Annotated in this window: 12 protein-coding genes and 1 pseudogene; 5 read left to right on the forward strand and 8 right to left on the reverse strand. The window is 33.9% G+C overall.

Annotation, left to right across the window (positions count from 1 at the left end):
• Window positions 1-306: 306 nt before the first annotated feature.
• Both ABD940_RS03930 and cmoA read right to left on the reverse strand, forming a co-directional pair.
• The gene (locus ABD940_RS03930; protein WP_345200447.1) at window positions 307-1,026 is read right to left on the reverse strand and encodes a methyltransferase family protein; all 720 of its coding nucleotides are present in this window, start codon (window positions 1,024-1,026) and stop codon (window positions 307-309) included.
• Window positions 1,023-1,763 (reverse strand): carboxy-S-adenosyl-L-methionine synthase CmoA, encoded by a 741-nt coding sequence (gene cmoA, locus ABD940_RS03935; protein WP_345200448.1) that lies wholly within the window; start codon window positions 1,761-1,763, stop codon window positions 1,023-1,025. The genes ABD940_RS03930 and cmoA overlap by 4 nt, the downstream gene beginning before the upstream one ends.
• A gap of 285 nt (window positions 1,764-2,048) precedes the next feature.
• Here cmoA and ABD940_RS03940 point away from each other — a divergent pair, with 285 nt between their 5' ends.
• Window positions 2,049-2,540, forward strand: a complete 492-nt coding sequence (locus ABD940_RS03940; RefSeq protein ID WP_345200450.1) for a DinB family protein — start codon at window positions 2,049-2,051, stop codon at window positions 2,538-2,540.
• A gap of 198 nt (window positions 2,541-2,738) precedes the next feature.
• Here the strand turns inward: ABD940_RS03940 and ABD940_RS03945 are convergent, their stop codons facing one another.
• The 3 genes and pseudogenes from ABD940_RS03945 to lptB all read right to left on the reverse strand — a co-directional run.
• Complete coding sequence (locus tag ABD940_RS03945) at window positions 2,739-3,695, reverse strand: helix-turn-helix transcriptional regulator (protein ID WP_345200452.1); 957 nt, start codon at window positions 3,693-3,695, stop codon at window positions 2,739-2,741.
• Window positions 3,696-3,735: 40 nt separating this feature from the next.
• Window positions 3,736-5,463 carry an ABC transporter ATP-binding protein gene (locus tag ABD940_RS03950; protein ID WP_425550353.1) on the reverse strand — a complete coding sequence of 576 codons (1,728 nt, stop codon included), beginning with the start codon at window positions 5,461-5,463 and terminating at the stop codon, window positions 3,736-3,738.
• Window positions 5,464-5,964: 501 nt separating this feature from the next.
• Window positions 5,965-6,690: pseudogene (lptB, locus tag ABD940_RS03955) on the reverse strand (LPS export ABC transporter ATP-binding protein); the annotation flags it as partial.
• Between the two features lie 276 nt (window positions 6,691-6,966).
• Between lptB and ABD940_RS03960 the strand changes: the two are divergent.
• Entirely contained in the window at window positions 6,967-7,695 is a 729-nt protein-coding gene (locus ABD940_RS03960) for a hypothetical protein (protein WP_345200454.1), read from the forward strand.
• Between the two features lie 75 nt (window positions 7,696-7,770).
• Here ABD940_RS03960 and hemB read toward each other — a convergent pair whose 3' ends face one another.
• Window positions 7,771-8,760 carry a porphobilinogen synthase gene (hemB, locus tag ABD940_RS03965; RefSeq protein WP_345200455.1) on the reverse strand — a complete coding sequence of 330 codons (990 nt, stop codon included), beginning with the start codon at window positions 8,758-8,760 and terminating at the stop codon, window positions 7,771-7,773.
• Between the two features lie 120 nt (window positions 8,761-8,880).
• Here hemB and ABD940_RS03970 point away from each other — a divergent pair, with 120 nt between their 5' ends.
• From ABD940_RS03970 to ABD940_RS03980, 3 genes are all read left to right on the forward strand, one after another.
• Window positions 8,881-9,231, forward strand: a complete 351-nt coding sequence (locus ABD940_RS03970; RefSeq protein ID WP_345200456.1) for a T9SS type A sorting domain-containing protein — start codon at window positions 8,881-8,883, stop codon at window positions 9,229-9,231.
• 92 nt (window positions 9,232-9,323) lie between these two features.
• On the forward strand, window positions 9,324-10,235 hold the full coding sequence (locus ABD940_RS03975; protein WP_345200457.1) for an ABC transporter ATP-binding protein: 912 nt from the start codon (window positions 9,324-9,326) through the stop codon (window positions 10,233-10,235).
• Window positions 10,236-10,237: 2 nt separating this feature from the next.
• Window positions 10,238-11,548, forward strand: a complete 1,311-nt coding sequence (locus ABD940_RS03980) for an ABC transporter permease (RefSeq protein WP_345200458.1) — start codon at window positions 10,238-10,240, stop codon at window positions 11,546-11,548.
• 78 nt (window positions 11,549-11,626) lie between these two features.
• Here ABD940_RS03980 and ABD940_RS03985 read toward each other — a convergent pair whose 3' ends face one another.
• Both ABD940_RS03985 and sucD read right to left on the reverse strand, forming a co-directional pair.
• The gene (locus ABD940_RS03985) at window positions 11,627-12,295 is read right to left on the reverse strand and encodes a porin family protein (protein WP_345200459.1); all 669 of its coding nucleotides are present in this window, start codon (window positions 12,293-12,295) and stop codon (window positions 11,627-11,629) included.
• A 16-nt stretch (window positions 12,296-12,311) separates the two neighbouring features.
• Window positions 12,312-13,184, reverse strand: a complete 873-nt coding sequence (sucD, locus tag ABD940_RS03990; RefSeq protein ID WP_345200460.1) for a succinate--CoA ligase subunit alpha — start codon at window positions 13,182-13,184, stop codon at window positions 12,312-12,314.
• Window positions 13,185-13,270 lie beyond the last annotated feature (86 nt).

Below are 13,270 nucleotides of genomic sequence, written 5' to 3' on the forward strand. Positions count from 1 at the left end.
TCCTTTTGGGTTGCGGTCGGAGCGAAGCGGAGACCGTAACCCAAAAGATATAGTGGAAAGCTGGAAATAGCTACTAATTGTTGAGAGTTTTAGATTGATAGATTTCTCCTTCGTCGAAATGACACTCTTTTTGCAATTGAATTTTTCTCTTAAATACAAAAATGACCGATCCCAAAAGACCGACCACTTTCAAATTATTTATTTACCTAACAATGTCGTAAGTATATTCCTTTAACGAAAAGGTTGTATGAATATTTTATGGTTATCTTAATTTATTTCACTTTAAATTTTTACCATCCTATTAAATCAAGTCGCCCATTTTCCTGACTTTTTCATATATCGGACAAAAAAATAATAACCAGAAAAAATCAAAACAAAAATTACAGCCAAAATATTTCTAAAATCGGCATTTCCTTGCGTAAGTTGAGGATATTTGAACAAAAGAATTAAAACTATTCCGCAAAGCCATATAAATTGTGTATTGTATTCTTTCACCAACCATCTTTTCCATTTAAATTCCATTGAGGTAAAAGTTTGGTCTAATCCTGAAATTTTCGGAATCCAACGATGAACTTTTTGTGTATAATTTTCAAAATCCTGTCCGAATTTATTTTTCAAAAAATTCTCTTCTGCCAAAACGATACACTGATAAATAAACAGAAAAACCGGCATGATGACAAATGTATAAATCAATGAATTGGCTAAAATTCCTACACCCAACAACATTAAAATATTTCCGACGTATAAAGGATTTCGGACATGATTGAAAATTCCTTCCGTCACCAAACCGTCGGCATAGACTTTCTTGTCTCTTCCACCTCTCACGATATAAGCAAGACCAATTGTCCCTCCTCTGATGAGTTGCCCCAAAACTGTTATAAATAAACCTAAAGTGATCGCAATCCAATAATAATCCGATCCAAAATTTTCGCCAAAAAGCCGTGGCGATGGAATAAATAGCAATAAATACAAAACAATGAATAAAAAATTCCTGTATTTGAAAAAAAAGTTTCCTATCTGTATCATGATTTCTTCGCAATAATGCCTGTAAAATTATACCATCTGAAAAACACCTCTACATCGTTGAATCCCGCTTCATGAAGCATATTAATATTTTCACTTGTCTTATAAGGAATTAAAACATTTTCCAAAGCTTCTCTTTTTTGCGAAATTTCCAGTTCACTGTAGCTGTTTCTTCGTTTGAAATCGTAATAATAATCGATGTATTCGCGATTAAATGACTTTTCTTCCGTCAATATCTTTTCTACAAGGATAAAAACTCCGTTTTTTACCATTCCGTCATGAATTTTTTTCACAATGCTCAATCGATTGATCGGGCGGATAAATTGTAAAACTAAAACCATTGCTACAACCGAAGCATTCTCCACAGGAACTGTTTTCGTAAAATCTGCAACCAAAAGTTCGATGTTTCTGTTTAATTTAAAATTATTCAGTTTTTCTTTGCATTTAATGATCATTTCTTCAGAATCATCAATTCCGATGAAATTAATTTCTTCTTCTACCGTTTTATCCATTAAAAGCATCGTAGTTCCTGTAGAACAGCCCAAATCATAAACATTCGTGTGTGGAAGAGCATAATTTCCTGCCAGTTCACTCGTCATTCTCTGCATTTCATCATAAAACGGTACAGATCTACTTACCATATCATCAAAAACACCTGCGACTTTTGTATTAAACTCAAAGTCCGAAGAAGTATCAAATTTTTCTTTGAAAACTTCATCCAAATTAATAGTATTCAACATAAGATTTAATGTTTAAAAATTTCATCCTATCTGAGTTGAGCATTAATTATACATGAAAACTCTTATCTATTTAACTAAAACTCAAGACTTATAGCATATTTCATAATCAATATAAATTAAACGAGAAAAAATCTACCTGCTGATAAAAAGTCTATGAAGTTTATCTTAAATAATTATTAACACAAGATTTTTTATTTTTTTTTAAACTTAAAAAAACCTACTGACAAACTGTTGTCATAGTCCCGTTTTATCTTTGTATCAACAAAAACAAACAATATTAAAATTATGACTACAACAGCAACAATCACAAAACAGTTTATGACCTCTGAGCAAATATTAGAACATTGGCAAGGACATAGAAATCTGACTAGAAGAGTAATCGAGGCTTTCCCTGAAAAGGATTTATTTGAGTTTTCAATCGGAGGAATGAGACCTTTTGCAAAGTTAGCCTGTGAATTGATCGGAATCGGAGGACCTGCATTGAAAGGAATCGTTGACAAAAATATGGAAGCCTACAATGAAGACGGTTTCAAACCGGAAACGAAAGAAGATCTTTTGAAAAAATGGGACGAAGAAACTGAAACGATCAACACTTATTTTGCTCAGATTTCGGAAGAACGTTTTCAGGAAACTTTCAATTTATTTGGTCAGTATGAATTCCCGGTTTATCAGAATATTTTATATTTTATTGATAATGAGATCCATCACCGTGGACAAGGATATGTTTATATAAGAGCTTTAGGAATTGAGCCGCCTTTTTTTTGGGAGAGATTTTAAGCTCTTTAATGCCTTTATGGAGATTAAAATCGCTGATAAAATTTAATATGAAAAATCAATCATGATATAAAGGGCGGAAATGTATTCTATAAATTAAATTTTGACAACCAATTTTAGGATTTCAAATTCGCCTTTTTCTTTTAAACCATTCTCTTATTAATTACTTTTGCTTACAACCCTGACAGAAATTGTTGGGGTTTATTGATGTTTACTGGCGATTTGGGATAATAAATCATTTAATTGTATTTTAAGACTTTCCGGCTCTAAAATTGTTGCAAAATCGGCAAAAGTGATCAGCCAACGCGGAAATCCGTCTTTAATCGACTCTGTTTCGAAAGTCAGTTCTACCATTCCATTTTCTGTATCAGCTTCTTTGGTTAAACCATAGTATTTTTTTGAATTTACAAGAAATCCCATGATTTTTTTCTCTACTAAAAGTCTTACAACGGTTTTATTTCCGTTCCCAGTTTTTCTATAATCATTAATTTGTCCGTATTCTCCCAAAAACGGATTCTGAGTTTTTGAAATTTTTAAAATTCTATCAATACGAAACTGTCGGAAATCATTTCTCAGCGTACAAAAAGCCATGATATACCAATAATTAAATTCAAAGAAAACCCCGACAGCCTCGATGGTTCTTGTTGAAATTTTCTCGTCAACAGTTTTATATTCTATGGTTAATTGTCGCTTCTCTCCAATACTTTCCAAAATAGTCGGAAGAACATCTTTTATCGTGTCTTCGGTTGCGGCATGATACTGAAAAATATCAATCTGTTTTTCAATATTCTGGATTAAATTTCTATCCGAATATTTCAGTACCGAACGTACTTTTTCCATCGCTGTCTGATAATGGTTCCCCAAGCTTTGATGCGAAAATTTCTGCATTAATTTTTCAGCTGTAATGAAACTCAATACTTCTTCTTTTGTAAACATTACAGGCGGAAGTTTGTAACCTTCCATCAGAGAATAACCGCTTCCGGCTTCTCCAACAATCGGAATTCCTGCGTTTTCCAATGTTTTTACATCACGGTAAATTGTACGAACACTTACATCAAATTTTTGAGCCAGATCTTGCGCTCTTACAATTGGTTTTGATTGTAATTGAGTGAGAATTGCGGTTACTCTATCAAGTTTTTTTAAATAATGATCGTTCATTTATTGTAAATCGCTAATCTGCAAATTTGTAAAATTGTTTTTAATTATCCTTAAAAGTATTTACCAATTTATCTAAGTTTAAACTTCTCGCCGAAGCATCGAAAATCTCTCTGTAAGTTCCGTTGAGATGAACTAATTCATCATGAGTTCCACTTTCCACCACTCTTCCTTTTTTCATGACATAAATTTTATCAGAATCTAAAATCTGGGACAGAGAATGGGAAATAATAATGACCGTTCTGCCTTCTTTTATGGCATCCAAAGAATTTTTAATTTGCTCTGTAGCAATTGCGTCAAGACTTGCCGTAGGTTCATCAAGGAAAATAATCGGTGGATTTTTCAAGAATAATCTCGCAATCGCAATTCTTTGCTGCTGCCCTCCGGAAAGTTGGGTCGCATCATGTTTATATTTTTCCGGCAGATCTAAAATTTGTTCGTGGAGATAGGCTTTTTTCGCGGCTTCTTCAATTTCTTCGAAAGTCGCATTCATATTTCCGTAGCGGATATTGTCTTCAATACTTCCTTGAAAAATATGATTTTTCTGAAGTACTAAACCAAGATCACCTCTTAAAAAAGTATTATCAAAATCATTTAAATTAACATTATCCAATAGAATATCTCCGGAATCAGGAAGGTAAAATTTACATAAAAGATTGATGATCGTTGATTTTCCGGCACCGCTTAATCCAACCAAAGCTGTTGTTTTACCATTTTCAATTTTCATGGAAACATCATGTAATGCTTGCGTTCCGTTTGGATAAGAAAAATTGACATTTTTTAATTCAAAATTTCCTTTGATATCTTTCTCTACAAAATTTCCGTTTGGCTCTTTTTCATTATCAGCATTTAAAATATCAAAATAACCTTCAGCATAGATCATCGCATCATTCATATCATCATAAATTCTGTGAAGTTGACGAATCGGAGCCGAAACATTATTAAAAAGCATGATGTGAAGCATGATAGCGCCGATTGTCATTTGCTGATCGAGAACCAAATAAACCGTTAAAAGTATAATTAAAACAACTCCGAACTGTTCGATAAAAGTTTTAAGACCATCATAAATAAAATTCGTTTTTCGAGTAAACATTTGACTTTCCATCAACTGCATCTGCAAATCGTATTGTTTTTTTCCTTCAAATTTTTCACGGACAAAACTTTTAATTACCATTATAGAATTAATTAAGTTCAACAATCCCGAAGTTTTCTGTTCTCGCTGATTTCTCAAAGTTCGTCTTACACCTCCTAGTTTTTTCGCCTGTAATGAACTGATATAAAAATAAATAGGAACAATAATCGTAGAAACAATTCCGACATAAATATTTTGCATATACATAATAATCAAAGCAATAAATGCATTTGAAAACAGAGGAAGCATATCGATAAAAAAGTTCTGAACCAGCCTTGTTAAACTTTCAATTCCTCGGTCGATTCTGATTTGTAGTTTCCCTGATTCGTGGTTTTCATCATTAAAATAAGCAACTCTGTATGTTAAAATTTTATCAATTGCTGACTGTGCCAAAACAGAACTTACATTAATTCTAATTTTTTCACCATAAAATTTCTGTCCGAAATTGATGAAAATATTTAATAATTCTTTCCCAAGCAAAATAATGGAAATCACCACCAAAATATGGATTCCTTCGGACATCGGATGCGGAAGATGAGTGAGTTTTGTAACCTCATCTACGGTATATTTTAAGACAATCGGGTTCACCTGAGCGGCAAGAGCGCCTAAAAATGTAAGAAATAACGTCCCGTAAATCATTAATCGATAAGGTCTGATAAATGGAACCAACTGTTTATAAATTCCGAATAAGGTGACGGTTCTGTTGAAAGGTTTTGCCATAGGAATGAGTTTAACTAAAAAACGTACCGTTTTACAGAGAAAAGGTACGTTTTATTCTATTTTTCAGCAAATATTTGCTTTGATTTAATTTTCAAAAACATAAGTTGTCAGATAATGCAACTCAGGTTTACTTGCATCTTTAGATTCAGCTTCTGCCTGTTCTAAAGTATAAATTGAATTAATTTCTTTTTTCTGGAAAATAAAGGAATTATTTGCATTTTTATCCACAACATCATTAAAAATATGCTGAATTTCCGAATTTCCTAATGAAGCAAAACTGATGTCCTCAAAACCGTGCATCAATCTCAAATCATCAAACTGAGCAAAATTTTCATCAACAAAGCTTTGGAATTGTGACTTGGATTCGAAATTTCCAGCCCAAATATTGTAACCGTAACTCTTCTTTTTAGGTTTGTCGAAAATACTTTGATAAACAAAGTTTTCGCCAAGATAGGCTTCTCTTACCTGCGGATCATTTGCCAATTCTTCGGGAAGTCCTTCTTTCAAAATCCTTCCTTCAAACATAATATAAGTTTTATTGGTAATCGCCAAAGTCTGCTGTACGTTGTGGTCAGTAATCAGAATTCCGATATTCTTGTCCGTAAGGCTTCTTACAATTTTCTGGATGTCTTCCACTGCAATAGGGTCAACTCCTGCAAAAGGTTCGTCCAAAAGAATGAAATTCGGGTCTGTTGCCAAACATCTTGCAATTTCGGTTCTACGTCTTTCACCTCCTGATAAAAGATCTCCACGGTTTTTGCGAACATGCTGCAGTGAAAACTCTTCAACCAACTCGTCGCATTTCATCTGTTGTTCACGCTTTGTAAGTTTTGTAAGCTGTAAAACTCCCATGATATTTTCTTCCACGGAAAGTTTTCTGAAAACAGATGCTTCCTGAGCCAGATAACCGATACCTTTTTGTGCTCTGCGGTACATTGCATCGGTTGTGATTTCCTGTTTGTCCAGAAAGATTTTACCTGAAGTAGGCTTCACCAACCCAACAATCATATAAAACGAAGTGGTTTTTCCTGCTCCGTTCGGACCAAGCAAACCAACAATTTCTCCCTGCTGAACCTGTACAGAAACGCCTTTTACAACTTTTTTAGGACCGTATTCTTTGATTAAGTTTTCTCCTCGTAAAATCATAACGGCAAAGATAAAGTTTTTTTGAATTCAATTTTTAGATTAAAAAACAGAGGGGAAAGTTTTATGATATTTTAATATCTTGTTTAATTAATCCTTTGACTGCTTCGCGCTCAGGATGACATTTCTAATACTAATCTTTTTAAATCCAAGAAATAATTAGGCAGTGTCATCCTGAGCGCGAAGCAGTCGAAGGATTTATCAAATATTATTGGAAGTTTAAAATCAAGTAACCAATTTTTAATTAATTTTATACATCAATAAACACTTAAAACTAATATGGAAAACAATCAACAACTTACCGAGCTTTTAGCTTTAGATCTTGGGCTTAATATTATCAACAGAAGACCTTACGCAAAAGAAGTTTTCAAATGGCAGGATATGGATCTTCTTCCCCATTCTTCCACTGATACTCTACTTTGCGAAATCTACGAATGGAATGGTAGAAACTGGCGAACAACCAATAATAATCTGATCGGATATTTATTTGAAGGAGATCAATTGAATACAGTTAAAAATCAACTGATGAATGTTCAAAAGTTTCCCGCTATGATTCCTGATTTTGAATTTACAAAAGACAGTATGATTGAATTTGGTCTTTCTTTACCTTCTCTTTTCAATATTGGCTTGAATGGCGATATTAAAAATGCGAAAGATTTTTCAATAAAAGTAAACGGTGTTACAAAATCCAGAATTACCAACATAGATTCACCTGGAATTGAGATTTTAAGAAGTTACTCGGAATTTACTCAGGATCAATCGAAATCGTATAGAAAAAATATTAAGTTTAACTTTTTAAGTGCTTCTCTTTTTTATGCGGAAAGTGTGGAAATTAATCTTGAAAAAGAATCAGGAGTTAATTTGGATGTAAGTTTCCAAACCCAGAATGTTGAGGTTGAAGCTAAGGTTGATACCGACACAAAGAAAAATTTCATCTTAAAATACACTGGAAATCAAGCTCCTTTTGCCGCAAAATTTACAAAAGGAAAAGATTTTAATATTTCATAAATTTCAATTTTAGCTCAATCTTAAAATAAAAAACACCTCAAGTTGAGGTGTTTTGGTTTAAATATACTTTTAAAATTATTTGTTTAAAAGAATTGCTGCTTCTTTTGCAAAATAAGTGAAAATCATATCTGCTCCTGCTCTTTTGAAGCACGTTAAACTTTCGATGATTGTCTTGTCATTATCCAGCCAGCCATTTTGTGCAGCTGCTTTTACCATTGCATATTCTCCGCTCACATTGTAAACTGCAATCGGAAGATCAATAGCTTCACGAACTCTGGAAACAATATCAAGATACGGAAGTCCCGGTTTGATCATAATAATATCTGCACCTTCATCAATATCTTTGAAAACTTCGTTTAATGCTTCACGAGAATTATGAAAATCCATCTGATACGTTTTTTTATCTTTCGGAATTTCCATATCATCTTTCGGAGCACTGTCTAAAGCACTTCTGAAAGGTCCGTAGAAAGAACTTGCATATTTTGCAGCGTAACTCAAAATACCAACATCCGTAAATCCACTTTCTTCCAAAGCTTCACGAATTACCTGAACTCTTCCGTCCATCATATCGCTTGGTGCCACAATGTCAGCTCCGGCTTCTGCCAAAGAAACAGACATTCTTGCCAATGCATCGTTTGTCGCATCATTTACGATTTTTCCATTTTCTATAATTCCGTCGTGACCGTAGATTGAATAAGGATCTAAAGCTACATCAGGCATTACAACCATTTCCGGAACTGCATCTTTGATCGCTCTGATCGTATTTTGCATCAATCCGTTTTTGTTCCATGCTTCTTTTCCTGCATTGTCTTTCAGATTTTCCGAAACTTTCATGTAAAGATTGACAGCCTTTACTCCCAAAGAAAATAATTCCTTACATTCTTTCACCGTCAAATCTATGCTCCTTCTGAAAATTCCCGACATAGACGGGATTGCTTCTTCCTTGTTTTCGCCCTCCATTACGAAGATCGGCATTACAAAATCATTGGTCGTAAGAGAACATTCTCTTACCAGACTTCTCACAGATTCGTTTACTCTCAGCCTTCTATTTCTTGAATGTATCATTTTGGAATACTTTTTGAATGAAATTTAATGCAAATTTACTACAACTTATATAAAAAACTATTGTGTAGAATTGCAGAATTATTTACTTTTGTTTAAATATCCCTTAGAAATTATAATTTGATGAGAAAACTTTTACTTTTATTTATCTTTTTAGGCGCTTTTGTTGGGTTTTCCAACAATATGAAAGCTCAAATAAAAGAGCCGGCATCATTCTCCCAGAAATCTGACGACGGAGTTCTTGTTGCCTATCCTAATCCTGCAAAGGATTTCCTTATCGTTAAGGCAAAGGATCCTAACCTAAAAATCAAAAGTGTGATCTTTTATTCAATTTTGGGTACACAGGTTGCAACTTATTCGGTAAATATGAATTCGGGTGAAATTAATATTGAAAAGTTAAAACCCGGAAAATATTTGATTCGCTATATTTTGAGCGATAACACAATGAAAGTTACCCAAATTGTAAAACAATAATTTAAATCCTGATAATCATCAGGATTTTTTCTTTTAGCTTAATTATTCCGTAACTTTCGGAACATTTTTATACTAATTATAAAAACAAATTAATGCTAAAAGCTGAACATATTAGAAAGACCTACAACGCCGGTAAAAAGGTGGCTTTGGATGATTTTAGCATCCATGTTCCGAAAGGAAGTATCTATGGTCTTTTGGGCCCGAACGGAGCCGGAAAAACATCTTTCATCCGTATCATCAATCAAATTACTCAGGCTGATTCCGGAGAGATCCAAATTAATGGAGAAAAGCTTAATCCTAATCATATCAAAGACATCGGTTATATGCCCGAAGAAAGAGGTTTGTATAAAAATATGACCGTCGGAGATCAGCTTCTTTATTTCGGGGAACTGAAAGGAATGAGCAAAAACGATGCTTTAAATGAAGCAAAAAAATGGTTTGATAAACTTCACATCGATCAGTGGTGGAAGAAAAAACTTTCGGAACTTTCAAAAGGGATGGCTCAGAAAATCCAGTTTGTAGTAACCGTTCTTCACAGACCTCATTTATTGATTCTTGATGAGCCGTTTTCAGGTTTTGATCCGGTGAATGCCAATTTAATTAAGGATCAAATCATTGAACTTAAAAATAACGGAACAACTATCATTCTTTCCACTCACAGAATGGAAAGTGTGGAAGAAATGTGTGATTATGTTGCTTTAATCGATCAGTCTAAAAAGATTATCGACGGAAGAGTTTTTGATGTGAGGGAGAAATTCAAGAAAAACATTTTCGGAATTACTCTTTCGGAAATAGATGATTCTCAATTAGATAATTTCAAAAATAAATATGAGATCTTTAATCTAAATCATGAAAATAATCTTCTGTCTTTTGAATTGAAAAACGAAAGCGATCAAAATCATATTCTTCTGGATTTGGTAAATGTAGGAAAAGTAAGATCTTTTGATGAAAGAATTCCAAGTATGAATGAAGTATTTATTAATGCAGTAAGCAACAATTCTTAATTATGAATAATATTTTTTTAATTACAAAAAGGGAATATCTTACTCAGGTTAAGAAAAAATCCTTCGTTATATTAACTTTATTAGCTCCGATCTTATTAATTGCCTTCGGATCGGTAATCGGTTTGATGTTCAAGGCAAATGAATCACACAGCGTAATTGAGGTTGTAGACAAAAGCGGTTTATTTAAAAATCAATTGAAATCCAATGACCGCTTGAATTATGTTTTTATTTCTGCAGCGGATGAACAGTCGAAGATCAATAATTTAAAAGGAAATGAATCTTTAGACGGAATTTTAATTTTACCGGAATTAAAAAGTCAGAATTTTGATATTTTAGAACAAAATACAAGGCTTGTTATCAACAGTAAGATTGGTTTTGACACGAAACAGAAAATTGTTTCTGATATCAGTGACGTTATTAAAAAGGAAAAGATCAAACAATTAGGTATTGAACAAACTCAATTAAATAATCTTGATAAAAGTTTTACATTAAAAACCATCAACGTTGCTGAAAATAATAAAGAAGATTCTGATCTTGCTTTCGGAGTAAAAAGCGTATTGAGTATGCTTTTGATGTATGTTACTTTCATGTTTATCATTATTTATGGCGTGAGAGTAATGAGAAGTGTTTTGGAAGAAAAAAACAACCGTGTTGTTGAGATTATCATTTCTTCTGTGAAACCTTTTGAGCTGATGATGGGGAAAATTTTGGGTGTGACTTTGGTTGCCTTAACTCAGTTTGTGGTTTGGATTACGATGTCTGTCGTTGGAGCTGTGGTTTTAAATACAGGATTTTCATCAATTCCGAAAAATATTCCCGGAGGTAATGAAGAAATGATGAGCAAATTTGATATTTTACAGATCGGAAGTCAGATTTCTCATAGTTTATTGGAATTAAACTTTCCTTTAATCATTTTTGTATTCATTGTGTTTTTCCTTTTGGGATATATATTTTACAGTTCGATTTACGCAGCCATTGGTTCTGCAGTAGATAATGAAACGGAAACTCAACAGTTTACTTTATTTGCCATTTTGCCATTGATGTTGGGAATGTATGGAAGTTTTACTTTGATGAATAATCCCGATGGTCCACTTGGATTTTGGTTATCAATAATTCCATTTACCTCGCCTGTCGCGATGATTGCAAGAATTCCTTATGGAGTTCCGGCTTGGCAGATTGCACTGTCGATAGGATTGCTTTTAGGAACAACCATTTTCATGATTTTCCTAGCCGGGAAAATTTACAGAGTTGGAATTTTGATGTACGGAAATAAAGCTACATTGAAAGAAATCTGGAAATGGATTAAAGGATAATGTAAATAAATATTCCATAAAATAAAAATCCCGAAACTAAGTTTCGGGATTTTTTATGTCTTAAAATGAAATAAATTCTTATTGGAAGATGTAGCTTAAGCTTAAACTAAGAACCTGTTCAGACTTTCCTTTGTCAGTTCCTTTCGGTTCGTGATCAAGACCTGGATATGTATTGCTAAGACCGAAATCGTATCTTGCAGCAAGTTCCAGTTGTCTTTTGTAGCTATAACCAACACCTATTCCTATACCAAAGTTAAATTTGCTTGCTTTTCCATTTACATTAGGTAAACTAGCATCAACCACATCCGGGTCATAATAAGGTCTAAGAACCGGAGCATTTTTCACATTCTGACTCAATAAAAAATTGAATCTAGGACCAATCAAACCAAAGAATTCTGATTCAGCCTCTGAAAAATATGCTTTGAAAGAAATAGGTACACTCAGATAATTATTTGCGTATACTGCATTATAACCATCGATACCTTTAGCATCTTTGTCTTTCCCTGTTTCTCCTGCACCAAAATATACAACTTCCGGCTGTAAGAAAAACTGATTTTCCTTACCAATTGGTATTAAAGCCAATACACCGCCCTGAACCGTAAATCTAGGTCCCGAAGGATTGTGCGCATTTTTTACTCTGGAATAGTTACCTCCTGCAGTGACACCAAATCTTGTGCTACTAAAATCAATCTGTGCGAAAGACATTGTAGAAAATGCCAAGGCAGAGGCTAATAAAAATTTTTTCATATCGTTATGTTTTATGTTATCCTAGAACTTTTGCAACAGTTGCACCGATGTCCGCCGGAGAGTCTACCACGTTGATTCCGTTTTCTCTCATGATTTCCATCTTAGCCTGAGCCGTATCTTCAGCACCACCTACGATAGCACCTGCGTGACCCATTGTTCTTCCTTTAGGTGCAGTCTGCCCAGCGATGAAACCAACAACAGGTTTTGTAGAACCGCTAGCTTTGTACCATCTTGCAGCTTCAGCCTCAAGACCTCCACCGATTTCTCCGATCATTACAACAGCTTCAGTTTCAGGATCGTTGATGAATAATTCTAAAGCTTCTCTTGTAGTAGTTCCGATAATTGGGTCACCACCGATACCGATTGCTGTAGAAATACCGTAACCAGCTCTTACAACCTGATCAGCAGCTTCATAAGTAAGTGTTCCAGATTTTGAAACGATACCTACTTTACCTTTCTTGAAAACGAAACCTGGCATAATACCAATTTTAGCTTCATCAGAAGTAATAATTCCAGGACAGTTTGGACCGATCAATCTGCAGTCTCTGTCTGCGATATAAGATTTTACTTTCACCATATCCGCTACAGGAATACCTTCAGTAATACATACAATAACTTTGATACCAGCTTCAGCAGCTTCCATAATAGCGTCAGCAGCAAATGCAGGCGGTACGAAAATGATACTCACGTTTGCTCCAGCTTTTGCAACAGCATCCGCTACAGTGTTGAATACAGGCTTTCCTAAGTGCTCGCTACCACCTTTTCCAGGAGTAACACCACCTACAACGTTTGTTCCGTATTCGATCATCTGACTTGCGTGGAAAGTACCTTCGTTCCCTGTAAATCCTTGTACAATTACTTTAGAATCTTTGTTTACTAAAATTGACATTTTATTATTTATTTAATTTATTTATTAATTTTTAATGCACACAAATTTAATTAAATTTCTTTGATTAAAGATAAATCTAAACAATT

The sequence above is a fragment of the Chryseobacterium ginsengisoli genome, assembly GCF_039542325.1.
Lineage (GTDB): Bacteria > Bacteroidota > Bacteroidia > Flavobacteriales > Weeksellaceae > Chryseobacterium > Chryseobacterium ginsengisoli.